Consider the following 22,243-nt stretch of genomic DNA (forward strand, 5'->3'; position numbering starts at 1 on the left):
ATGTTGACAAAATAAGATAAAAAGGCGCAGAAAAAATCCACTTTTCAGGAAGTGGATTTTTTCTGCCTCTATGTTTAGTATTTTTAAGAAACAGCCTGGCTTTTTTCTGGTAGGGCTACTGCATTCGTCGTGCTTCCTTTCGTAATCGTTTCATGCAGATTTTCAAAGCTAGTTTCAATCATATTCGTTAGCGCCTCATCTGTATTTGATCCGATATGTGGTGTAACTAAAACCCGTGGATACAAATCAATTAAAGCTTGAATGGTAGGATCTAATTTTTTACCATCATTAAATTGTTGGAAGAATATTTCCTGTTCATTGGCAAATACATCTGTTGCAAAACCTTCGAGCTTATGAGATCGCAATGCTTTTAGAATAGCTTCATTATCCTGAAGCTCGCCTCTTGCTGTATTAATGAATATGGCACCATTTTTCATTTTTGAAATGAATTCATCATTTACCATTTTATCATTTTTACCTGGAAAATATGGTACATGCAAACTAACAATATCACTTTCTCTTAATAATTCATCTAACTCCACGAATGTAACAACTTGTTTTGCTTCTTCACTTTGATATATATCATACCCCAGTACTTCGGCTCCGAGCCCACTAAACAATTGCGCCTCTGTCAAGCCAATTTTACCAGTACCAATAATACCTACTTTGCAATTTCTGATTTCTTTACTAAACATAACACTGTCGACCGTAAAATCTTTTTTAGATGTTTTATTGGTAGTATAAGCAGTATGTCTTAACAAAGACATAGCAAGTGTTAAAGATAATTCAGCAATTGCATTTGGTGAATAAGAAGGAACGCGTGCAACGTACATATCAAAATCAGCTGCTGCTTGCAAATCAATATGATTATAACCTACGGTGCGCGTAAATAAATACGTAACGCCATATTCTTTCATTTGCTGAATGTTTTTCCTGTCAGCTACACAATTTCCCCTAAGTAAAACAGCATCCATTCCTTTTGCTGTTTCGATATTTTCATGGGTTAGAAGCTCCTCGATCAGCGTTAGTTCAAAGTCATACTTATTTAGTTGATGAAAGAAAGGCACTTCATTTTCTCTTACTCCATAACAAACAACCTTAATTGTCATATTATTATCTCCTTTTTCAATCTGAATACTTGGTATTTAATTAAAGTCATAGATTAGATGCAACTAGTTGTTTTAGCTAAATAAGTTTGTTGCACTGATGAAATTTATGATAATAATCCAAATTGGTATCATCACAACAGCAGTAATCGTTGATAGCAATGATGCGTTCGACGCAAGCAATGCATCCTTATCAAAGCTGATGGCATAAGCTGCTGCCACAGTTGCAGTTGGAGTAGCCATCATAATAACTACAGTTCCAATCGAAATAGCACTCATTGTTAAAATTCCAGTTAGGGAAAGAATAGCTAACAGTACAAGATTAATAACTGGTACAAGAATAACTTTATTCGCACTATAGAATAGGGACGTACGATCTGTTATCGCTGTTTTGAAATCGACGGAACCTAGTGTTGATCCAATTGCAAGCCAGGCAAGTGGTGAAGCTAAGCCTGCCAAATATCCCATTGGTTTAAATAGCCAAGGTGCAGTCTGGTCGATTCGTAAAAATGCAACTGTTGATATGGTACCATCGGCAGCTACTACACTGACCTGTGGTAAATAATCTTGAAACACCCAGATAAAAAGACCTAAAAAGGTAGCAATAACGATCGGATTTAAAAACATTTCTTTAATATTTTTGGCTTCCATCTTTAAGCCGCTCATTTTGATATATCCATAAGAATAAAGGAAAATACGATAACCGATATTAAATATGGAAGCATATAACACTCCTTCTGCTCCGTAAATTGCTCCAACAATCGGTATCCCGAAGAATGTCGTTGATCCAAAAATAGTTAGTACACGTAATGTATCTTCTTTATCGCCTTTAAATTTAATGTACATTGGTTTCGATACAAGAATTAAAATAATATAAATTGCAATTCCCCAAATTAAAATCCCCATACCTTCAGCTAATGATTCCTTGTCAATATCAGTCATAAATGCATTAAACGCAAGAGCAGGTAATGCTACTGACAATACAACTTTAGATAACATTTTGCCAACTTGATCACTAAAAATATTCTTTTTTCGACAAAAATATCCTAATAAGATAATGAACATGGTTGATGTAATAGCACTAATTATATTCATATCAGTAAATGTAGTTTGAATAATTTCAAACACTTTCATTGTTTTCTCCTCCAGATCTCCATTTTGTGAAATATTTCACAAACTATTGTATAGAAAAGCCGGCTATCTCTTACAAACTCATCATAGAACATTTCTTGAAAGATAAAAATAATAGGTAACTAAACTAACTTATGTAATTTAAGTAAGTGAAATAGTGAGCAATGTTTTGTTTTTGTTTATACTCTGTTTCTTGTGCAAACTGTAAGGAGCAAATACAAAATGGGAAGAAGAAAATAAAATTAAGCCTCAAAGCTGAGTCGTAGTGCAATAATTAATCACCTGAATCAGAGTCTCTGAGGCTAACAGACTTTCTTTAAATGAGTTTTAGCTTAATTTGCTTATTTAATTATTTTTTCTGGTAATGGGATCGCATTTATGGTACTACCTTTTGTTAAAACATCATAGAAATTATCGAAACTGGTTTCAATCATGTTTCTCAATGCTTCATCCGTATTAGAACCAATATGAGGCGTCACCAGCACACGTGGATATAAATCGATTAATGCTTGAACAGTAGGGTCCAGCTTCTTTGTACCGTTAAACTTATGATTAAAGATATCTTTTTCATGAGCAAACACATCCGTTGCAAAAGCCTCTAATTTATTTGTTTTTAATGCCTTTAGGATAGCCCGATTATCTTGGAGCTCTCCCCTTGCTGTATTAATGAGAATCGCACCGTCCTTCATTTTGGAAAGGAAAGCATCATTCACCATCTTATCGTTTTTTCCTGGAAAATAAGGAATGTGTAAGCTCACAATATCACTTTGTTTTAACAAATCCTCCATTTCCATAAATGTAACCAATTTCTTTGCTTCATCACTTTGAAAGATGTCATAACCGAGTACAGTTGCCCCTAAGCCTTTAAACAATTTAGCTTCTGTCAACCCAATCCTGCCAGTCCCAATAATACCCACCTTGCAATTTCTTACTTCTTTACTAAACATGAATGGATCAACGGTGAAGTCTCCATTAGCAGTTTTTGCAGTTGTATAAGCAGTGTGTCTTAATAAAGACAGGGCTAGTGACAATGCTAATTCGGCAATAGCATTTGGTGAATAAGAAGGAACTCGTGCTACATACATACCGAAATTTGCCGCTGCTTGCAAGTCAATATGATTGTAGCCAACAGTTCGTGTAAATATATATTTAACACCATATTCATAGAATTTCTCTATATTAATTCTATCCGCCGTACAATTGGCCCTTAACAAAACAGCATTCATCCCTTTTGCTGTTTCAATATTTTCATGGGTTAGCAGTTCCTCAATTAATTTTAATTTAAAATGATACTTATTTAATTGATGAAAGAAAGGTACTTCATTTTTTCTTACGCCATAACAAGCTACTTTTAATGTCATCATACATGTCTCCTTAATTTTAACTGAATATTCCCATAGCACTAATGATATTAATGATAATAATCCAAAATGGAATCAGAATGATTGAGATAATCGTTGACAGTAATGAAGCATTGGAAGCGAGTAATGCGTCTCTATCAAAGCTAATAGCATATGCAGCAGCTACGGTCGCCGTTGGTGTTGCCATCATAATGACAATCGTTCCTAAGGATAAATTGCTAATCGTTAAAATTTGTGTCATAGCCAGAATCGTAAGCAATACGATATTAATAACCGGCACAAGAATGACCTTATTAAAACTGTAGTATAAAGAGGTTCGATTTGTTATTGCTGTTCTAAAGTCGACGGAACCGAGTGTTGCACCAATTGCCAGCCAGGCAAGCGGTGAAGCTAAATCAGCCAAATAAGTCATTGGTTGAAATAGCCATGGTGCTGTCTGATCAATCCGCAAAAATGCCACAGTTGTTGCTGTACCATCAGCAGCTACTACACTGACCTGTGGTAAATAATCTTGAAACACCCAGATAAAAAGACCTAAAAAGGTAGCAATAACGATCGGATTTAAAAACATTTCTTTCATATTTTTCGCTTCCATCTTTAATCCGCTCATTTTAATATAGCCATAAGAATAAAGGAAAATCCGATAACCGATATTAAATATGGAAGCATATAGCACTCCCTCTGCTCCATAAATTGCTCCAACAATTGGAATACCGAAGAAAGTTGTTGATCCAAAAATAGTAAGTACACGTAACGTATCTTCCCTGTCCCTTTTATATTTAAAATACATTGGCTTTGATACCAAAATTAAAATAATGTAGATAACAATTCCCCAAACAAGAATACCCATTCCTTCCGATAAAGATTCCGCATCGATATCCTTCATGAAGGCATTAAAAGCAAGAGCTGGTAGAGCGACAACTAATACTACCCTTGATAGTGTTTTTCCTACCGTATCGCTAAAAATTTTTTGTTTGCGGCAGAAATAACCTAATAAGATGATGAATAATGTCGAAGTAATTGCACTTACAATTTTTATATCTGTGAATGTCGCCTGAATTTCCTGTAATATATCCATACATATCCTCCGTTACTATGTAGATTCTCCATTATCGCCGATGTTAGGATTTCTTCTTTCATTAATGAGGAGATAACATTTGGAAAATAATAAAATCCCAGAAGATTTAACTCAAAAGAATTTTTCCCTTTAAAGTACGTTTTATACAAAGATTTTTGACTAGATGAAAAAACTCTGCATTCTTTACTCTTGAAAAGTTTCAGGACAGTCTCATAAGTTGGATGAAAAATCGGATATTGGATAAATTTTTAAAATCCCTTTATAATAGGTAGAAATTGCTTTACCTTCACGGAGGAGGTCAACGTGAGAACAGTTTTAACTTTTTTAAAGCCGTATAAGCTACCTGCGATTGTAGCTTTTTTACTTATGCTCATTGAACTAGCTGTCGAGCTGTTACTTCCTTTTTTTCTTGGGAAGATGATTAATGAAGGTGTCGTTAATAAAGATTTAAACAACATCATCATGTGGGGAAGTATTATGATAGGACTTGCAATCATTGCCTTTATTGCTGGGATTATCAATTCTTTTTATGCTTCTCATGTGAGTTGGAGATTTGCCTATGATATGCGAGAAAAGTTGTTTGCCAAAATACAAGCATTTTCTTTTGCTAATTTAAATAAGTATCCAACCTCGGGCTTAATGACAAGATTCACAAACGATATCCGGCAAATTCAAAATACGATTTATATGATATTAAGAATTATGTCCAAGGCACCATTGATTGTTGTAGGCGGTGTCATGATGGCATTTATCGTAAACGCTAAACTCGCAGTTATTTTTACAATTACGGTGCCATTATTAGTTGGTTTTATTTTATGGGTATTAAAGGTAGCTGGGCGTTTATTTAATCATGTGCAAAAAAGTGTAGATAAGGTAAACCAAGTAATGCAAGAAAACCTTGTTGGAATGCGTTTAATAAAAGCATTCTATCGAAGAGATTATGAGGAACACCGGTTTATGGATGCAAATCGAACGCTCGCCAACCGAACTAGGATAGCCTTTCAATTTGTCGAGGCTTCAATGCCGGTTCTCTTATTTGTTATGAATCTTTCTCTTATTTTTATTATTTGGTTTGGCAATTCTCAAGTTATTGCCGGTACAGCAACTGTTGGTGATGTTGTTGCTATCATTAACTACGCACTACGAGTATCTATGTCTATTTCTATGTTCACTTTTATTACGATGGCATTTTCCCGAATGAAGGCATCTACAGAGCGTGTCAGCGAGGTTCTATATACAGAAGATGTAAAAAATGAAAGTACTGTAGAGCCTGCTTCTGCTCCGATTCAGGATGGAGCTATTTCATTTAACAAGGTTTCGTTTATTTATCCAGAAAACGATAAAGCGGTAATTAAAAATATCAGCTTTCATGTTGAAAAAGGGGAACGATTAGCCATAATGGGGGCTACCGGATCAGGGAAAACCTCCTTATTCCAGCTGATTCCACGACTTTATGATGTTACAAAAGGGAAGATCACCATTGATGAGAAAGAAATTACGGCTTATTCTTTGGAGAAATTACGAAATAGTATTGGCTATGTACCACAGTCTCCATTGTTATTCACTGGTTCCATCAAAGAAAATATTTCATGGGGAAAACCAGATGCCACGGATGAAGAAATTATTCAAGCTGCAAAAGATGCCCAAATTCATGAAACGATCATGAATTTAGAACAGCAATATGAAACGAAAGTAGGGCAAAAAGGGGTCAATTTATCTGGTGGTCAAAAACAACGAATTTCGATAGCTCGTGCATTAATTCGTCAACCGAAAATCCTGATGCTAGATGACAGCACTAGTGCTCTTGATTTAACTACAGAAGCAAAGCTTTTACAAGCGATTGAAAAATACAACAGTACAACATTAATGATCACCCAAAAAATAGCAACAGCTATCTCAGCTGATCGAATTCTTTTATTAGATGAAGGGAAAATTCTGGCTATAGGCTCCCATCAAACTTTATTAAAATCATGTGAGCTGTATCAAGAAATAGTGGCCTCCCAGTTTGGAAAGGAGTTTTCCTATGCTGAATAATCAATTAAAACAGCCTTTTCAATACGATAAGATTCCCATTAAATCGCTTCAAGTAGCGAATAAGCGTAAACGAGCCAAGGATACAACCGGGACAATAAAACGGATTTGGTCCTATTTAGCAAAAGAAAAGGGTAAATTATCACTTGTTATCTTAATGGTTATGATTAGCTCAGCTTTAAGTTTATTAGGACCCTTTATGATTGGCACGGCAGTCGATAAATTTATCGTAACAAAGCAAAGTGCTGGCCTTGTCACTCTGTTAATTTCGCTTTTATTTATTTATCTCTTTCATTCTCTATCCATATTTCTACAAAATTATTGGATGGTTGAGATTGCTCAAAAAACTATTTATACATTACGGAAAGACTTATTTCACCAATTTCACCGTCTTTCCATTTCCTATTTTGATAAGCGGCAGCATGGAGAACTAATGAGCCGAATTACAAATGATATTGATAATGTCAATAATACATTAAATCAATCCGTCATTCAGATTTTTTCTAGTGTACTAACACTAACAGGAACGGTAGCAGTCATGCTTTATCTTAGCCCAATTCTAACAGCGGTAACGATGGTCATTGTTCCAATTCTGTTTTTAGCAATTCGCTGGATTACAAAGAGAACTGGACCATTGTATAAACTCCAACAAAAAAACTTAGCTGAAGTGAACGGCTATGTAGAAGAAATTGTGTCCGGACAGCATATTGTCAAAACCTTTTCCCAAGAAAATCGAGTCATCCAGGAATTTGAAGAGCGCAATAAAGCTTTAAATCATGCTGGCTTTTGGGCACTAACTATATCCGGCTTTATTCCAAAAGTCATGAACATGCTTAATTTTCTAAGCTTTGGTTTCATTGCTTTAGCTGGTGGGGTTTTAGCTATATATGGGTATGTAACGGTTGGTGTCATTGTTATTTTTACAGAATATGCTCGCCAATTTACGCGTCCATTGAATGAACTATCTAATCAGTTTAATATTCTGTTATCTGCTGTTGCCGGAGCAGAACGAGTTTTTCGCGTAATGGATGAAAAACAGGAGGAAGCAGATGAAAAAGCAGCAAAAGAATTAACAACTATAGAAGGACATATTCAATTTGACCATGTTTACTTTGGCTACGAAGACATTACTATATTGAAAGATATTAGTTTTGAAGCAAAACCTGGAGAATCTGTCGCTTTCGTTGGCCATACCGGTGCAGGAAAAACGACAATTATTAATTTAATTTCGCGTTTTTATAATTATGATAAAGGGGAAATTTATTTAGATGGTACGCCGCTTAAACTAATTACTCGCTCTAGCCTTAGACAGCATATGGCTTTTGTCTTACAGGATACATTCTTATTTCAAGCCACCATCCGCGAAAATATTCGCTATGGACGCTTACAGGCTACGGATGAAGAAGTAATTCTAGCTGCTAAAGATGCTAATGCACATGAATTTATTACCAAACTCCCTAATGGATATGATACGCTACTTGACCAACAAGGAAGTGGTATAAGCCAAGGGCAAAAACAGCTAATTACCATCGCCCGCGCTTTACTTGCCCAGCCAAAAATCTTGATTCTGGATGAAGCTACCAGTAATATTGATACAATTACCGAGTTAAAAATTCAAGATGCATTAAAACGGCTCATGCATGGTAGGACCAGTTTTATTATTGCACACCGTCTGAATACCATTCAAGAAGCTGATAAGATTATTTTGCTCGAACATGGGGAAATAGTAGAGCATGGAAGCCATCAAGAATTACTTAAATTAAAAGGAAAGTATTATCAATTGTTTAAAGGGGCGGAGCTTAAAGAGGTAGATAAGAATAGACTTAAAATATAGTTCGTCTTTCTGCGAACCAGATTGTAAAAACAATAGAAAAACTACCAACACCGTGGAAGGAGTGGGTTTCATGGGTAGAAAAGGTTCCATGATCGAAAAACATATGAATAGTAACTATTTAGATGAAAAAATGACATTATTGATTTATCAACCCGAGTCCTATTCCCCAATGGATAATTATCATTTATGCATCATGCAAGACGGAAACGACTACTATCAATTAGGAAGAATTGCTACGTTAAGTGACAGGCTTCACGACAATAATGAAATAATGAATACAATTTTCGTCGGGATACATTATAAAAATAAATATGATCGCAGAGAAAAATATCATCCGAACGGTAAAGAAAATGAAGCATATATCCAATTTTTAAGTCGTGAAGTAGTCTCCTTACTAGATGACATTTATCCACCGTATAATTTAGCACAAACAAGAACTTTATTAGGTGATTCGTTAGCTGGAACGTTAGCACTAATGACCGCTATTCGCTATCCGAATACATTTGGTAATGTCATCCTACAATCGCCATATGTAGATAGTTCTGTACTGCAAGTTACTGAATCAGCTCAAAGCTTAGATACACTAACGATTTACCACATAATTGGTGAAAAAGAAACAGCAGTTACAATGACAAATGGAGAAACGATGGACTTCCTTACACCAAACCGAGAACTTCATAATATATTAACAAATAGTAATGCCAGCTATGAATACTATGAATTAGAAGGCGGAGAGCATACATGGAAATATTGGCAAAAAAACATGAAGCATGCGTTAACTTCTATGTTTAATTAGTCATTTTTCTGATAGTCCAAAAAACTCTACTTACTTTAGATACTTTTTTGTTATAATAGATATTAAGTTTATTCAGATACGTTTGTTACAGAATCTGGTTATTCTAAAAGGAGGTTTTATGAATGAAATATGGCATTGTTATTTTCCCAACGAAAGAAGTACAAGATGAAGCAAATTCATATCGAAAAAGGTATGATCCACATTATGCGTTAATTCCTCCACATATTACGTTAAAAGCACCCTTTGAAGCTGATCAACAAATAATGGAGGAGCTTATTATTGAATTAAAGCACATCGCTAATGAAACGAAGCCTTTTACAATCAATATAAATAAGGTTAGTACATTTGCTCCAATAACAAATACGATTTACTTTAAAATTGAGCCAAGACCAGAATTGATAGATTTGTATGCAAAAATGCATTCAGGTAAATTCCCAAGAAATCAAGAATATGCGTTTGTTCCACATATTACGATTGCTCAAAGTCTTTCACATGACGAATACTCTGATGTATACAATAGCTTACGAATGAAAAAAATTGAAATTGAAGATAAAATTGATCGGTTTCAACTTATGTATCAATTAAATAATGGATCTTGGACCGTTCATGAAACCTTTGTGTTTGGGAAGGAATTCGTGTGAATATAATAAAAGTTACAACACCGAAAGAATTGGAGCATGCTTATCATATTCGTACAGTCGTTTTTATAGAGGAACAACAAGTACCTTACGAGGAAGAAATGGATGGACTTGATGAAGAAGCCATTCACTTTATTGTCTATGATGATGTAACACCGGTAGCAGCAAGCCGACTGCGATTTGTCGATAACTATGGAAAACTGGAAAGGATTTGCGTATTAAAAGAATACCGTGGTAAATCCATTGGTAAGCACTTAATTCAAACAATGGAAGAACTTATTCTGGATCATGGCTACCAACAAGCAAAGCTTCATGGGCAAATACACGCAAAAAAGTTTTATCAACGTTTGGGTTATAAAACGGTATCGGATGAATTTATGGACGCAGGAATTCCACACGTAACGATGATAAAACAGCTAACGTTAAACGACTAAGTTGTTCAAATTGTTTATGAGTTTCATCCTAATTAAAAATATTTCAATATGAAACAGATGTTGGCGGAAAAACATTTTTTATTAAAAGTGTCTTTTCCGCCATTTAATATTTTTAAATGAATGAATTCTTTATAACAGGTAACCCTAAGAGTGATTAATTTTTAAGGGGGCATGGGAATGAATTCTTATTTGCAAATGCTAGTAGACACCATCTTTGGATTTGTTGCCTTATTTTTACTGACAAAACTGCTTGGAAAAACACAAATTTCCCAGTTAACTCCTTTTGATTTTATTTCTGCTTTAATCCTTGGCGAACTGGTAGGAAATGCATTGTTCGATAAAAAGGCAAGTGTTATTGAAATAGGCTATGTTATTTTTCTTTGGGGCGGGCTTTTATACTTAACAGAATTGATAACGCAAAAATTCAAAGGTACCCGCAGCTTGTTAGAGGGTGGTCCTGATTTCGTCATCTATCGTGGCAAATTAATTAGAGATGTCATGAAAAAAAATAAACTTGATATAAATCAACTACAAAGTTTATTACGTGCTAAAGACGTATTCTCCCTCAGAGAAGTTGAATTTGCGTTTTTAGAAACAAACGGCACGGTATCTGTGATCAAAAAACCACCTTATCAAACGCCAAATAAGCAAGATATGCAGGTTTCTCCAAAAGAAGTTAATTTAGCTACAACATTGATTAATGATGGCGAAATTATTTACGACAACTTAAAAGAAAAAAACTTGACTGAAGAATGGCTAGATCATGAACTACAAGAACAAAATTATGAACAAATAAGTGATGTTTTTTATGCAGAGTATAGAAAAGGTGAAAAGTTGTTTATTTTACCGTATACAAATAGACACCATCGTAAATTCGATGCTTAGTATCATCACCTTACTAAGGCATCTTTTTCTTGGAGGGTTAAATTGTGCTGCTAAATCGTTTGCCCTTCCCAGTCATCTTAGCAAATTCAAGTTCAGAAGGTTTTGTTGGTTTGATTGCATAGCGATCATAACCTTCTTTATAAAGCCGCTCATAACTTTTGAATAATTGTTGATGCTGCTTATCGAGTAACACTTTAAAAGGACTTTCGATATGGAAAAAATTTTGTTTTTTACTAATAACCCGTTGATGATATTGTTCATACTGAATCTGCTTTATTGGCAATATATATCCCATTACCAGCACCCCCTATATTATCAGAAAATAAAGTGAAACTTCATTTAGTAGGAGTTTTCTCCATCTCCTACTGAAGGTTAGTACCACAAGGGTATGACCTAAAGGCCCTTGAACGAATCGGGCATTTAGGTGCCGTTTTCTCCCACTTAGACCTTTTGTATCAACTCAAGATTTTGAAATGGGAGTCTTACGGCACCTTACATGCGAGATTAATGTTTATATAATTATATACCCTTTTTCTAAAAAGTCTAATCCTTTTTATTCTTCCATTCTTTTTTCTAATTCTTTGATAAGATCTTCAAATTTTTTTATATTACCTAAAAAAGATTCATTCCATTTATTCATATCTTTTTCTACTGCCACAGCTTTTTTTTCCGGAAACTGCATCCATTTCTCATTTTTTTGTAAGTGTTTTTCGATGACATGAAAATAATTCAGCCAATTTGGTTCAGAAATTTTCATCTTGAAACCTCCCTCGTACTAATTTTTCGTGACCATCGTTTTCACGTTTTATACTAATCAAAAACACCAAGAAAAGCGCAATCGCCTGTTTAGCAACCGTACAAACTGGAGAACTTCTGACAAGATAAAGAAAACACGGCGACATAAGGAGCCGATGTTGACTTATCGTAGGAAGAAGATCGAAGTTTGCTAGTCGCTCGAGCGCTTAAACTAGACGAGCCGACGATTTTCAAAAAAGATATCCACAAGGTAGAAGTAGTTATCGTCTCTCTACAAAAATAAAAGCTTGACGAACGCCAAGCTTTAGGACACAGGTAAAACCTGTTTTTTAGACTTCACTACTCTGGTTAAATTGAAAAAGCTTTACTTTTTTAGAAAAACTTGGCTTGTCGCCAAGTCTTTATGGCGAAAGCTGTAGTTTTTCTTATACTATAAACCCTAAAATTTTATACTTTTCTATAGTGTCAAAAAAGCAGCATGTAACTGCTGCTTTTTTATCTCTGATTAAAACCAGGAGAACGGGCCTCTTCTCTCATTCTCTTGACTGTCCTCGTGATCTTCCTGCCGGTGCTCTTCTTCATGATGTAGCTCTTCATTATCCTCTACTTCTGTGTTTTCCTCAACTCTCTCTGCCTCAACCGGGCGTCTCATAAAAAATGGGTCTCTACGTTGAGCCGGACGGGGCGCCCTTTGTGGGCGAGAAGATTCAATAGCCACATTATCTGCTTTAATAACAAGATCCTTTACATGGATGACTTGCTTCTTTTTTTCCGACATTCGTTTTCACTCCTTTTATACGTTTGGTCGTTATTAGTCTATGTAACTATTTATGATAGGTATGGTCATTCGCCCGTTTTTTCGAGAAATTAGAGTTGTTGAATGAGTCTAAGCCGTCCATATATATCCTAAATCGATCATTGGAATTGATTTGAGTGCCCACACAATCCGCATTAGTCAACATATTCTAGTAAAGACAAATGAGTCAAACACAATATGGAAAGGAGAAAAAATCATGGGTTGTGGAAAAGATTTTAAAACTGGGAACTGTGTATGTGATATTTTAAAGGAGATTGCGGAGGCTCAAAGTGATGTCATCGAAAACTGCTGTGACTCTAGTTGTGAACAATCTATTAATGATTTATTAGGAGATACTGATCAAAATAATGGACTTGATACGGTACCTTTAATTTTGTACTGTAAAGGGACTTGTAAACCATTTAAAGGGTTCGGGGCACATCCAAGCGATATTGGTGATATTGTAGCAAGCTTCTTCTTCCGTGTTAAAAAAGTGGATGATGATTGCTGTGCAATATTAGAGCTTCTAAGAGATCCACATGATGATGATCCTAATCCGAAAAACCCAGTTGACCAAAAAACAAAGCACTTACGCGCAACTGGTATCTGTATCACAGCAGATCTTAACTGTTTCTGTCATGTAACATGTCTACCAGCAATTAATGCACTTAACTGCTAACTACGCTTAATTGAATTGTCACTGGGGTGCATGCACCCCAGTGTGCAATATTTCACCACTTATTGAATGATATACTTCTTGTTCGGTAACTATTTTTGAACCACTAAAATACGTCCTACTGCTTCAAGCAAAGCTTTTATAGTTAGGGGAGCATGATCCCCTATAGATTAACAAGCCAATTACTTCCACCGGCAGTTGATTCTCCCACCTAGCCAATCCGATTGATAGTCTTAGGCGGGAGTTTTTACTGCTATTTCACGTAAAGATAGATCATTAGAAGCCTAGTAACTTAATATGCTTAATATCATCTAGTGAGATTTTTGTACTTGTTGAACGATTTCCGGTACGAATAAATACATCATTTCCTTCAGATCCTGTTATTACACCGCGATACGTTCGTTGACTTGTTTGGATTTCACATTTTAATCTAGGAGCGAAGTTAGGGGTGTGTAAAAAATATTCAATTTTTTCTTCAATTGACATATCTTTGAAGCTTTGCTTCTTTTCTTCATGTGAAAAATCACTTTTCTCCGTTTCCTCCAAATCTTCCTGCTTATTTTTTATTTCGTTTTTATCAAAGTCTCGGTGCCTCATTCCTTTTTTCACTACCTCCTCATTCTTTGAAGAAACTTCCTTATTATGTTTTGGGGTAACATACATATGTTGCATTGGCGCATGTAACTCGCCTACTTTTGACTGATGAATAAAAAGCAGTGGTTTTTGTGCGTATTTTTTCCCCATTTTATTCTTCCCCCTTTTTAAATCATTCCTTAACCCATTATATGAACCCATTTTGGGAAATGTGTTTGTGGAAAAAGAAAAGACACTTGGAGAGAAGTGTCTTTTCTTTAAGATATTATATTATTTTAAATGGATGTTTCAGTACTCATTTTCAAAAACGATCATAATAAAAATTTCATAAATACGGTTGCCATGCTGAAATAAATAAGGATCGAAATTATATCATTGATCGTAGTAATAAATGGGCCGGATGCTACAGCTGGATCGATTTTTATCCGTTCCATCAACATGGGAACTAACACACCTGCAAGTGTGGCAACAAACAGTGTAGCAGCAATTGAAATACCTACAAGTAAACCCAAGTAAAACTTACCTTTCCAAATATAAATAACAATCATAATAACAATTCCGCAAATAATCCCATTAATGATGCCTGTAGCTCCTTCCCGGAGTACAAGCCGGGCTTTTCCTTGTTTATCATAATCCCCATTAGCTATCCCACGAACAGCAACCGCCAAAGCTTGCGTTCCTGAATTACCAGCCATTCCAGCAATAAGCGGGATAAATATAGCTAAAACGGAAACTTGATTTAACGTTTCCTCAAAACGTCCTATTAAACTGGCAGTTAGCATTCCTAAAAATAATAAAATAACAAGCCATGGTAACCGTTTTCTCACTGAAACAACCGCCGTATCACTTGGCTTATCCATATCGGAAACCCCAGCCAGCTTGGAATAGTCATCACTTGCTTCTTCTTCCATGACGTCTAAAATATCATCTACCGTAATAATACCTAATAGATGCCCTTGAAAATCAACTACCGGAAGTGCTAAAAAGTCATAGTCACGCATCATTTGGGCAACTTCTTCTTGGTCTTTGCCAACAGATACCGCTACGACCTTTTCAATCATAACATCTTCAATTAGAGTATCTTCATCGGCAACAATTAGATCTCGCAAAGAAAGAACTCCAACTAAACGCTTTTCATCATCCAGTACATACATATAGTAGATCGTTTCTGCGTCTGGAGCCTGTTCCTTTAATTGCTGCATCGTCTGTTGAACTGTATTTGTTTTATACGTTGCAACATACTCAGTAGTCATAATACTTCCGGCTGTTTTTTCTTCATAATGCAGCAACTTTTTAATTTCTTTTGCTGCTTCCTGATTCATAATGGTTAAGAAGCTTGCAATTTGATCCTTGTCCATGCCACTTAAAATATCAACCGCATTATCAGCAAACATTTTCGCTAAAACCATGGAAGCAAAGCGGGGATCCATTTCGCTTATTAATGCGCGTCGTTGTTTTTCATCATCCATAATTTCTATGATGTTGCCGACTTCCTCTGGCGATAAATACGTGTATATTTTCAAACGAGCTGCTTTTGTCTGCTCCATAAAAAACATTGCTTGGTCATAGGGATGCATATCAAGGAACTCGTTACGAAATCCTTCCATATTATCCTGTTCCAGTGCCTGCTGTAATTTCTGCCAATGCTGCTCATACTGTTCTTCATACTTTTTATCATACTTATTGGATTCCATACGATCACTTCCTTTTCCCTAGCTCATCTATTCCCTATTAAAGGGGCGTTCAAACCAATTTACTTGGATGAAATTGGTTATAATTATATAATGTAGAGCAACCTTGCCTACTATCCATTTTTACCCCGCACATATCATATCCAAAAAAACCGAACAAATCAAGGAGGTATTCATATGAAGATTGATATTATTGGTGATATTCATGGATGTTTTGAAGAATTAGAGCAACTATTTTTCAAACTTGGCTACAAAAAGGAACAGGGTATTTTTGTTCATCCCGAACAACGAACTCCCGTCTTTGTTGGAGATATAACCGATCGGGGTCCACATTCATTAGCAGTGATTACACTTGTATTTAAAATGGTAATCACGCAGCAAAAAGCATTGTATGTTCCCGGTAATCATTGCAATAAATTGTACCGCTACTTTATCGGTAATAACGTTCGAATATGGCATGGATTAGAAACAACTGTTGCTGAGTATAAAGCGTGCTCAAAAGAGGAACAGGCCCTGATCCGTGAACAATTTATGACATTATACGAACAAGCACCTCTTTATTTGCAAATTCCAGAAGTAAATGCAATTGTTGCACATGCAGGAATGAAAGAAGTGTACATAGGGAGGACCGATAAACAAGTGGAAGCTTTTGTTCTATATGGTGACACGACTGGAGAAAAAGATTCATCTGGGAGACCGATTCGTAAAGATTGGGCAGCACATTATAAAGGAGATGCTTGGATTGTTTATGGCCATACCCCTGTTTTAAAGCCACGAATCATAAACAGAACAATCAATATTGATACAGGTTGTGTGTTTGGAAATGAATTAACAGCTTTTCGTCTACCTGAAGAAAAGATTGTGGCTGTTCCATCACAACAGCCATTTCAAAGAGATAGATTTACATTTTTTGCAGCGCATTAACCATATCTTGAGGTAATTTAGCAGTAAAATGCAGTAATTCCTTTGTAATTGGATGGATGAATGAAAGTAAAGAACAATGCAATGCCTGCCGCTCAATCAAATGAGTAGAACCACCATATAGTGTATCACCACATAACGGATAACCAGTTCCCGAAAAGTGAACGCGAATTTGATGAGTTCTACCTGTTTCCAACTGAACAGTAATAAATGAATGCTCGGTCGTCTTTTTTTCTACCTTGTAATGAGTAATCGCATCTTTTCCATCTGAACGGATCTCTCGTTCAATGATAGATCCAGGTTTTCTACCTATTGGCATATGAATCGTACCAGATTGCTTACTAATACAACCTTCTACTATAGCCTGATATGTTCGCTGCACTGCTTTCGTTTGCTGTTGAGCAGCTAAAATTGAATGACTATAGCTGTGCTTAGCAACTAATAATAAACCAGAGGTGTCGCGATCTAATCTAGTAACAATGTGAACGGTGGCATTACATTTCTGTTTTTCATAATGTGCTAATAATCCATTTGCCAAAGTTCCATTAGGGTGACGAAACGAAGGAATCACCGGTAACCCAGATGCTTTATTAATAACTAAAATATCGTTATCTTCATAAATGATCGATAGTTCCATTGGTTCTGGTTGCATCGAATTACTTCTAACTTCTTTGGGAAAATGAATCATTAGTTTATCTCCAGTAGATAAAGGATAACGAACGGATTGTTCTATCCCATTTACTAAAATCGCTCCACCATCAAATTTAATTGCTTTTAAAATCCTTCTGGAAAATCCCCGAACCTCACGAAGATAGTCGCGAAGCAGCATTCCTTCATGTTGTTTTTCAATAATCCATTCCATCTGTTCTATCACGTTCCTACATTAATAATTATCAGCTGCAACAAACGATTCACGTACCCGCTTCCAGAAAGGAAATTGACGAAACCTGGCAAAACGAATTCGTTCTTCAGCAACCCGACATTGTATCGATTTAACATTTGCGTAATTCGTTGTAAAATGATCAACTGCAATTAAAAAGCTGCGATCAACGACCGGCTTTAACAAACATGTATGATGCTTTGGTAAAATTAGTGGTGAACCAATTGTTCGGAACACGCGGTTATTAATGGAAGCCATCTCGGTTAACTGAATGGCGTCAAGCGATGGATGAATGATCGCTCCACCTAAAGCTTTATTATAAGCTGTACTTCCAGATGGTGTAGAAATACATAATCCATCACCACGGAATGTTTCAAAATGTTCTCCTTTAATTTCTACATCAAAAACAACAGAACCATCAGCAGTTTTTATCGTAGCTTCATTAAGTGCTAAAAATTGATCTTCAATTCCTCCCGTTTTCCCGCGGATAATCACTTCTAATAATGGATATTCCACAATCTGAAATGGCGTTTTAGCGATTTCAATAATCAACTTTTCAAGTTCATCCGGAGTCCAGTCCGCATAAAACCCTAAATGTCCCGTATGTATCCCAATAAAAGCAGTGGAATTTAAGCGGTGAATATACGTATGAAATGCTTCTAAAAATGTACCATCTCCCCCAACGGATATGACAAGCGCCGGTTCATTATCGTTATACTCTAATTTAAAATCAGTTAAATGTTGCTTAAGTGTTGCTTTAATCTGTTCAGAACGGCCGTCCCCTCTTGAAACAATGGCAAATTTCATGTCTACATCCTCCTTTAGAGCGATAGCATATATCGATTTTTCAGCTTATCATTGATTCGTTTCCTTTCGTTAGGAGGAAATCCAGCTACTTACGATGAAAAATACGTTGTGCTTCCTGAACTTCATGTTTAATTTTTGACATTTCTTCATCTAATTGAAAAGCCGCTTCTGCTGCATTTTGTAAACGTACTTTAATATTAGCCGGTATACTCCCTTTATATTTATAATTTAATGAGTGTTCATTCGTCGCCCAGAAATTCATTGCTAGTGTACGAATCTGAATTTCTGCCAGCAATTTTTTCATCCCATCAATTGTCTCAACAGGGTACTCAATAATTAGATGATAAGAACGGTAGCCGCTTGCCTTTTTTTTCGATACATAATCCTTTTCTTCAACGATTGTTAAGTCATTTCTAGCTCGAATCATCTCAACCACAGTATAAATATCATCCACAAACTGACATACAACTCTTACCCCTGCTATATCCTGAATTTCTTTTTCAATATCTTCTAACGGTATTTTCTTACTTTCTGCTTTTTCCAAAATACTAGGTACTGGCTTCACACGACCAGTAATAAACTCAATCGGTGAATGTTTTGACTCATATTCAAATTGCTTATGAATCCCCTTTAGTTTTACTTTCAACTCTTCAACAACCTGCGCATATGGCGCAAGTGTAGATTTCCAATTCACATTCAACACCACCTGATATGTTCATCTCTCGTATTAAGCCTCCCTTATTGTATCACATTATTCCAGAATATTGCTTGTTCATGAAACAAGATAAAGCGGCTTAAATAAGCATTATTTTCCATTACTACTGATTATCTATTTTGCCAGACTAATGTTTGTAATAACTGGTCCTAACTTACTGAAAAAGCATGTCCTCTTTCGTTTTCTAAATGATTAAACCACTTCCTAACCTTCAATAGGTACCGCTTTCACAAATCAATAGAACAATGTTCTGCTCATAAATGAACGATAAAATAAATAACATGGAAGGAAAAGCCATATTTTATACATTTTTTTGTAAACCCAGCACATTATTCTTTGCAAATTTGCGCTAGATTAGCGATAATCAATTTTAGCAAGGTTATTGTATCGAGGGAGGACGAGTATGGCTCAAGAAATAGAGATTGAATTTAAAAATTTATTAACCATTGAGGAATATAATAAATTGTTAAAACATATTCCATTTCCAACCGAAAGCCAAATACAAACTAACTACTATTTTGAAACAAAGCATCGTTCATTGCAAGAGTTAGGTTGTGCTTTAAGGATTCGTGAGAAAAACAATTTCTATCAACTAACGTTAAAGGAACCTCATGAAAAAGGTTTATTAGAAACGCATGATACTCTTTCAAAAGAGGAAGCTGACAGTTGGATTCAAGGTAAGGTCATAGAAAAGCCTGAAACTACGGCTCGTCTTAAAGATTTAGGAATCCGTCTATCTTCTTTACATTGTTTTGGCAGCTTAACGACCAAGCGTAAGGAATTATATAAAAACAACTTAATATTTGTTTTAGATTATAGCTTTTATAATGGAAAATCAGACTACGAGCTCGAGCTAGAGGCCGATACAAGAGAAAATGGATTCACTCAATTTCAGGAGTTGCTCCATCATTACCAAATACCTCGAAGAAAAACGCCAAATAAGGTGGAACGATTTTTTGCTAGTTTTGAGAATTAATTTCTTGTAACAATTTGTTCACACCTCTATTTTCTCTAAAATTTTATATCAACTGATCGAGTACAATGATGAAGTAGAGGACAAATTTAATCAGATTATTTGCTCACTTGCTATTCCGTTGCTACAATATATAGAAACCGAAGCAAGGGGAATACTCATGAAGAAACAAGCAAACTCTATTTTTGAAGCGATAGGCGGAAGTATTGCTGTACAACGGCTCGTACAAACGTTTTACGCACATGTAAGCCGGCATCCTGATTTAATTCCAATATTTCCTGAAGACTTAACAGAAACGATCTATAAACAAAAGTTATTCCTTACTCAGTTTTTTGGAGGTCCTCCATTATATTCTGAAGAACGGGGACATCCAATGTTGCGAAGAAGACATTTACCTTTTGAAATAACGCCAACACGAAAAGATGCTTGGCTTGAATGTATGGCACTTGCACTAGTAGAAGCTGAAATAAACGAACCTTACCGTACGGCTATATTTGAAAAACTAACCTTAACTGCTAACCACATGATGAACACACCAGAATAGGAGAAAGGAGAATCGGTGTGAGTTGGGAACACTCTGGATTTAAATCCATTTATCAAACAAACACATCGGAAAAATATAGCTATGTTAATGTTGTTCAAAAACCCATCGAGATTTATGTTTTTGTCGATCCCTTATGTCCTGAGTGCTGGGCGCTTGAGCCCTTCTTAAAGAAACTCTCAACTGAGTATGGCAGATTTTTCACCATTCGTCCGATCATAAGTGGACATTTAAGTACACTGAATAAAGACCAATTTGATCGCCCGCTAAAAATAAAAGCTATTTGGGAAAAAACTGCAAATCGAACAGGCATGTGCTGTGACGGTGATTTATGGTTAGAAAATCCGGTGTCTTATCCATGGATTGCCTCCTTGGCTGTCAAGGCTGCAGAATTACAAGGTAAAAAGGCAGGCAAAACCTTTCTTCGTAAAATTCAAGAAAGTGCATTCCTATATAAGCAAGATATTTCTTGTGAAGAAACACTTTACGCTTGTGCAAAAGCTGCAAATTTAGATGTAGAAGAATTCTCATCCGACTTATTTTCTTCCTCTGCTAAAAAAGCCTTTCAATGTGACGTAAAGCTAACTCAAGAAATGGAAGTTGATTATATTCCAACACTTGTCTTTTTTAACCAATTCACAGAAGGACAAGGTATTAAAATCTCTGGTCTTTATCCATATGATATTTATGTCCGTGTATTAAGAGAAATTTTGGAAAAACAGCCGATTCCTTCTGAGAAACCAATGCTAGAGGATTTTCTTTCTTATTATAAAACAGTCGGAACAAAGGAAATTGCTGTAGTTTACGATTGGTCTATGGCAAAAGCAGAACGAGAAATGAAAAAGCTACAATTGAAGCAAAAAGTGACGCGAATCCCAGTAAAGTATGGGGACTTCTGGAAATATGAAGATGAACAAAGGCCTTAATCAAGGCTTTTTATTTTTTGTATAAGAAAAACTTGGCTTGTCGCCAAGTCTTTATGGAGAAAGAAAGCTATCGTTTTTCTTATACGATAAAGTGAAACTTCATTCCATGGAATGCTCTTTACACGGAATGTTAGTACCACAAGGGTATGACCTAAAGGCCCTTGAACCAATCGGGCATTTAGGTGCCGTTTTCTCCCACTTTGACCCCTTGCACGAACTCAGGTCTTGAAGTGGGAAACTTACGGCACCTTACATGCGGGATAATACCTAAAGTTTTATACTTTGCTTTAACACAAAGAAAGAAGGATATGCGGGGCAGCGCATATCCTTCTTTTCTCTTTGTAATAACAAAGGGGGATGGGAGAAAGTTTCATGATCAAACAAAGGGGTTTTGTTTGTATCTAACTTACATTCTTAATATACCAATCATTTCACAAAGAATCAATAACCTTGTGCATGTTTTCACAAAAATGTCACGAATAAAGCGCTTTCCAATTGCATATGCTTTTATAATCCATTGTAATTTTATACAGAGGTGATAGCTTGAAACGTTTTATTCAGCCATTATTATTTTTACTTTTAACCGGTTTTGCTTTTGTTTTAAATATTTTAGGATTTTTACAGGTAATTCCTCTTTACATCACATTGCCTTTGTTGTTTATATCCATTTACT

At 35.7% G+C, this 22,243-nt stretch carries 23 protein-coding genes; 11 read left to right on the top strand and 12 right to left on the bottom strand.

Translation table 11 applies throughout. The features are described from left to right. Nucleotides 1–83 precede the first annotated feature (83 nt). The 4 genes from BN1066_RS01545 to BN1066_RS01560 all read right to left on the bottom strand — a co-directional run bounded on the left by BN1066_RS01545 (nucleotide 84) and on the right by BN1066_RS01560 (nucleotide 4,676). Nucleotides 84–1,109, bottom strand: coding sequence for a 2-hydroxyacid dehydrogenase (locus tag BN1066_RS01545; protein WP_077317766.1), 1,026 nt, complete (start codon nucleotides 1,107–1,109; stop codon nucleotides 84–86). 72 nt (nucleotides 1,110–1,181) lie between these two features. Beyond that, nucleotides 1,182–2,240: an AEC family transporter gene (locus BN1066_RS01550; RefSeq protein ID WP_077317767.1), complete on the bottom strand. Its 1,059-nt coding sequence runs from the start codon at nucleotides 2,238–2,240 to the stop codon at nucleotides 1,182–1,184. Nucleotides 2,241–2,578: 338 nt separating this feature from the next. Beyond that, entirely contained in the window at nucleotides 2,579–3,598 is a 1,020-nt protein-coding gene (locus BN1066_RS01555; RefSeq protein WP_077317768.1) for a 2-hydroxyacid dehydrogenase, read from the bottom strand. Nucleotides 3,599–3,617: 19 nt separating this feature from the next. After that, entirely contained in the window at nucleotides 3,618–4,676 is a 1,059-nt protein-coding gene (locus BN1066_RS01560) for an AEC family transporter (RefSeq protein ID WP_077317769.1), read from the bottom strand. Between the two features lie 303 nt (nucleotides 4,677–4,979). Here BN1066_RS01560 and BN1066_RS01565 point away from each other — a divergent pair, with 303 nt between their 5' ends. The 6 genes from BN1066_RS01565 (at nucleotide 4,980) to BN1066_RS01590 (ending at nucleotide 11,294) form a co-directional block, all read left to right on the top strand. Beyond that, a complete protein-coding gene (locus BN1066_RS01565) occupies nucleotides 4,980–6,710 on the top strand; it encodes an ABC transporter ATP-binding protein (RefSeq protein ID WP_077317770.1) in 1,731 nt (576 codons plus the stop codon). After that, on the top strand, nucleotides 6,700–8,541 hold the full coding sequence (locus tag BN1066_RS01570) for an ABC transporter ATP-binding protein (RefSeq protein WP_077317771.1): 1,842 nt from the start codon (nucleotides 6,700–6,702) through the stop codon (nucleotides 8,539–8,541). Before BN1066_RS01565 ends, BN1066_RS01570 begins: the two co-directional genes overlap by 11 nt. A gap of 70 nt (nucleotides 8,542–8,611) precedes the next feature. After that, nucleotides 8,612–9,337, top strand: a complete 726-nt coding sequence (locus tag BN1066_RS01575; protein WP_077317772.1) for an alpha/beta hydrolase — start codon at nucleotides 8,612–8,614, stop codon at nucleotides 9,335–9,337. Nucleotides 9,338–9,459: 122 nt separating this feature from the next. Next, nucleotides 9,460–9,978: a YjcG family protein gene (locus tag BN1066_RS01580; protein WP_077317773.1), complete on the top strand. Its 519-nt coding sequence runs from the start codon at nucleotides 9,460–9,462 to the stop codon at nucleotides 9,976–9,978. Further along, nucleotides 9,975–10,409, top strand: a complete 435-nt coding sequence (locus tag BN1066_RS01585) for a GNAT family N-acetyltransferase (protein ID WP_077317774.1) — start codon at nucleotides 9,975–9,977, stop codon at nucleotides 10,407–10,409. The genes BN1066_RS01580 and BN1066_RS01585 overlap by 4 nt, the downstream gene beginning before the upstream one ends. 177 nt (nucleotides 10,410–10,586) lie before the next feature. After that, the gene (locus tag BN1066_RS01590) at nucleotides 10,587–11,294 is read left to right on the top strand and encodes a DUF421 domain-containing protein (protein WP_077317775.1); all 708 of its coding nucleotides are present in this window, start codon (nucleotides 10,587–10,589) and stop codon (nucleotides 11,292–11,294) included. 37 nt (nucleotides 11,295–11,331) lie between these two features. Here BN1066_RS01590 and BN1066_RS01595 read toward each other — a convergent pair whose 3' ends face one another. The 3 genes from BN1066_RS01595 to BN1066_RS01605 form a co-directional block, all read right to left on the bottom strand. Continuing rightward, the gene (locus BN1066_RS01595; protein WP_077317776.1) at nucleotides 11,332–11,589 is read right to left on the bottom strand and encodes a hypothetical protein; all 258 of its coding nucleotides are present in this window, start codon (nucleotides 11,587–11,589) and stop codon (nucleotides 11,332–11,334) included. A gap of 258 nt (nucleotides 11,590–11,847) precedes the next feature. Continuing rightward, on the bottom strand, nucleotides 11,848–12,051 hold the full coding sequence (locus BN1066_RS01600; protein WP_077317777.1) for a hypothetical protein: 204 nt from the start codon (nucleotides 12,049–12,051) through the stop codon (nucleotides 11,848–11,850). 504 nt (nucleotides 12,052–12,555) lie between these two features. Then, nucleotides 12,556–12,828: a hypothetical protein gene (locus BN1066_RS01605; protein ID WP_077317778.1), complete on the bottom strand. Its 273-nt coding sequence runs from the start codon at nucleotides 12,826–12,828 to the stop codon at nucleotides 12,556–12,558. A 235-nt stretch (nucleotides 12,829–13,063) separates the two neighbouring features. On the opposite strand from BN1066_RS01605, the gene BN1066_RS01610 reads away from it, so the two are divergent. Continuing rightward, entirely contained in the window at nucleotides 13,064–13,525 is a 462-nt protein-coding gene (locus BN1066_RS01610; protein WP_077317779.1) for a CotY/CotZ family spore coat protein, read from the top strand. A 273-nt stretch (nucleotides 13,526–13,798) separates the two neighbouring features. Here BN1066_RS01610 and BN1066_RS01615 read toward each other — a convergent pair whose 3' ends face one another. Continuing rightward, the gene (locus BN1066_RS01615; protein WP_179104261.1) at nucleotides 13,799–14,266 is read right to left on the bottom strand and encodes a CotO family spore coat protein; all 468 of its coding nucleotides are present in this window, start codon (nucleotides 14,264–14,266) and stop codon (nucleotides 13,799–13,801) included. 161 nt (nucleotides 14,267–14,427) lie between these two features. Next, nucleotides 14,428–15,810, bottom strand: a complete 1,383-nt coding sequence (gene mgtE, locus BN1066_RS01620; protein ID WP_077317781.1) for a magnesium transporter — start codon at nucleotides 15,808–15,810, stop codon at nucleotides 14,428–14,430. 174 nt (nucleotides 15,811–15,984) lie between these two features. Between mgtE and prpE the strand changes: the two genes are divergently transcribed. Then, on the top strand, nucleotides 15,985–16,731 hold the full coding sequence (gene prpE / locus BN1066_RS01625) for a bis(5'-nucleosyl)-tetraphosphatase PrpE (RefSeq protein ID WP_077317782.1): 747 nt from the start codon (nucleotides 15,985–15,987) through the stop codon (nucleotides 16,729–16,731). Here the strand turns inward: prpE and BN1066_RS01630 are convergent. From BN1066_RS01630 to yjbM, 3 genes are all read right to left on the bottom strand, one after another. Next, on the bottom strand, nucleotides 16,709–17,590 hold the full coding sequence (locus BN1066_RS01630) for an RluA family pseudouridine synthase (protein ID WP_077317783.1): 882 nt from the start codon (nucleotides 17,588–17,590) through the stop codon (nucleotides 16,709–16,711). The two genes, prpE and BN1066_RS01630, sit on opposite strands and share 23 nt — an antisense overlap. 21 nt (nucleotides 17,591–17,611) lie before the next feature. Further along, complete coding sequence (locus tag BN1066_RS01635) at nucleotides 17,612–18,415, bottom strand: NAD kinase (protein ID WP_077317784.1); 804 nt, start codon at nucleotides 18,413–18,415, stop codon at nucleotides 17,612–17,614. 85 nt (nucleotides 18,416–18,500) lie between these two features. After that, nucleotides 18,501–19,109: a GTP diphosphokinase gene (gene yjbM / locus BN1066_RS01640; protein WP_077317785.1), complete on the bottom strand. Its 609-nt coding sequence runs from the start codon at nucleotides 19,107–19,109 to the stop codon at nucleotides 18,501–18,503. Nucleotides 19,110–19,533: 424 nt separating this feature from the next. On the opposite strand from yjbM, the gene BN1066_RS01645 reads away from it, so the two are divergent. The 3 genes from BN1066_RS01645 to BN1066_RS01655 all read left to right on the top strand — a co-directional run bounded on the left by BN1066_RS01645 (nucleotide 19,534) and on the right by BN1066_RS01655 (nucleotide 21,570). Further along, nucleotides 19,534–20,106, top strand: coding sequence for a CYTH domain-containing protein (locus BN1066_RS01645; RefSeq protein ID WP_077317786.1), 573 nt, complete (start codon nucleotides 19,534–19,536; stop codon nucleotides 20,104–20,106). Nucleotides 20,107–20,263: 157 nt separating this feature from the next. Continuing rightward, nucleotides 20,264–20,647, top strand: a complete 384-nt coding sequence (locus BN1066_RS01650; protein ID WP_077317787.1) for a globin domain-containing protein — start codon at nucleotides 20,264–20,266, stop codon at nucleotides 20,645–20,647. A 17-nt stretch (nucleotides 20,648–20,664) separates the two neighbouring features. Further along, nucleotides 20,665–21,570 carry a ClpXP adapter SpxH family protein gene (locus tag BN1066_RS01655; RefSeq protein ID WP_077317788.1) on the top strand — a complete coding sequence of 302 codons (906 nt, stop codon included), beginning with the start codon at nucleotides 20,665–20,667 and terminating at the stop codon, nucleotides 21,568–21,570. Nucleotides 21,571–22,243: the final 673 nt, after the last annotated feature.

Source organism: Virgibacillus proomii (genome assembly GCF_900162615.1).
In the GTDB taxonomy this organism is placed as follows: Bacteria; Bacillota; Bacilli; order Bacillales; family Amphibacillaceae; genus Virgibacillus; species Virgibacillus proomii.

Coding starts and splice junctions, on each gene's coding strand:
- BN1066_RS01545 (WP_077317766.1), bottom strand. CDS start 1,109: ATGACAATTAAGGTTGTTTGTTATGGAGTAAGAGAAAATGAAGTGCCT.
- BN1066_RS01550 (WP_077317767.1), bottom strand. CDS start 2,240: ATGAAAGTGTTTGAAATTATTCAAACTACATTTACTGATATGAATATA.
- BN1066_RS01555 (WP_077317768.1), bottom strand. CDS start 3,598: ATGACATTAAAAGTAGCTTGTTATGGCGTAAGAAAAAATGAAGTACCT.
- BN1066_RS01560 (WP_077317769.1), bottom strand. CDS start 4,676: ATGGATATATTACAGGAAATTCAGGCGACATTCACAGATATAAAAATT.
- BN1066_RS01570 (WP_077317771.1), top strand. CDS start 6,700: ATGCTGAATAATCAATTAAAACAGCCTTTTCAATACGATAAGATTCCC.
- BN1066_RS01575 (WP_077317772.1), top strand. CDS start 8,612: ATGGGTAGAAAAGGTTCCATGATCGAAAAACATATGAATAGTAACTAT.
- BN1066_RS01580 (WP_077317773.1), top strand. CDS start 9,460: ATGAAATATGGCATTGTTATTTTCCCAACGAAAGAAGTACAAGATGAA.
- BN1066_RS01590 (WP_077317775.1), top strand. CDS start 10,587: ATGAATTCTTATTTGCAAATGCTAGTAGACACCATCTTTGGATTTGTT.
- BN1066_RS01595 (WP_077317776.1), bottom strand. CDS start 11,589: ATGGGATATATATTGCCAATAAAGCAGATTCAGTATGAACAATATCAT.
- BN1066_RS01600 (WP_077317777.1), bottom strand. CDS start 12,051: ATGAAAATTTCTGAACCAAATTGGCTGAATTATTTTCATGTCATCGAA.
- BN1066_RS01605 (WP_077317778.1), bottom strand. CDS start 12,828: ATGTCGGAAAAAAAGAAGCAAGTCATCCATGTAAAGGATCTTGTTATT.
- BN1066_RS01610 (WP_077317779.1), top strand. CDS start 13,064: ATGGGTTGTGGAAAAGATTTTAAAACTGGGAACTGTGTATGTGATATT.
- BN1066_RS01615 (WP_179104261.1), bottom strand. CDS start 14,266: ATGGGGAAAAAATACGCACAAAAACCACTGCTTTTTATTCATCAGTCA.
- mgtE (WP_077317781.1), bottom strand. CDS start 15,810: ATGGAATCCAATAAGTATGATAAAAAGTATGAAGAACAGTATGAGCAG.
- prpE (WP_077317782.1), top strand. CDS start 15,985: ATGAAGATTGATATTATTGGTGATATTCATGGATGTTTTGAAGAATTA.
- BN1066_RS01630 (WP_077317783.1), bottom strand. CDS start 17,590: ATGGAATGGATTATTGAAAAACAACATGAAGGAATGCTGCTTCGCGAC.
- BN1066_RS01635 (WP_077317784.1), bottom strand. CDS start 18,415: ATGAAATTTGCCATTGTTTCAAGAGGGGACGGCCGTTCTGAACAGATT.
- BN1066_RS01645 (WP_077317786.1), top strand. CDS start 19,534: ATGGCTCAAGAAATAGAGATTGAATTTAAAAATTTATTAACCATTGAG.
- BN1066_RS01650 (WP_077317787.1), top strand. CDS start 20,264: ATGAAGAAACAAGCAAACTCTATTTTTGAAGCGATAGGCGGAAGTATT.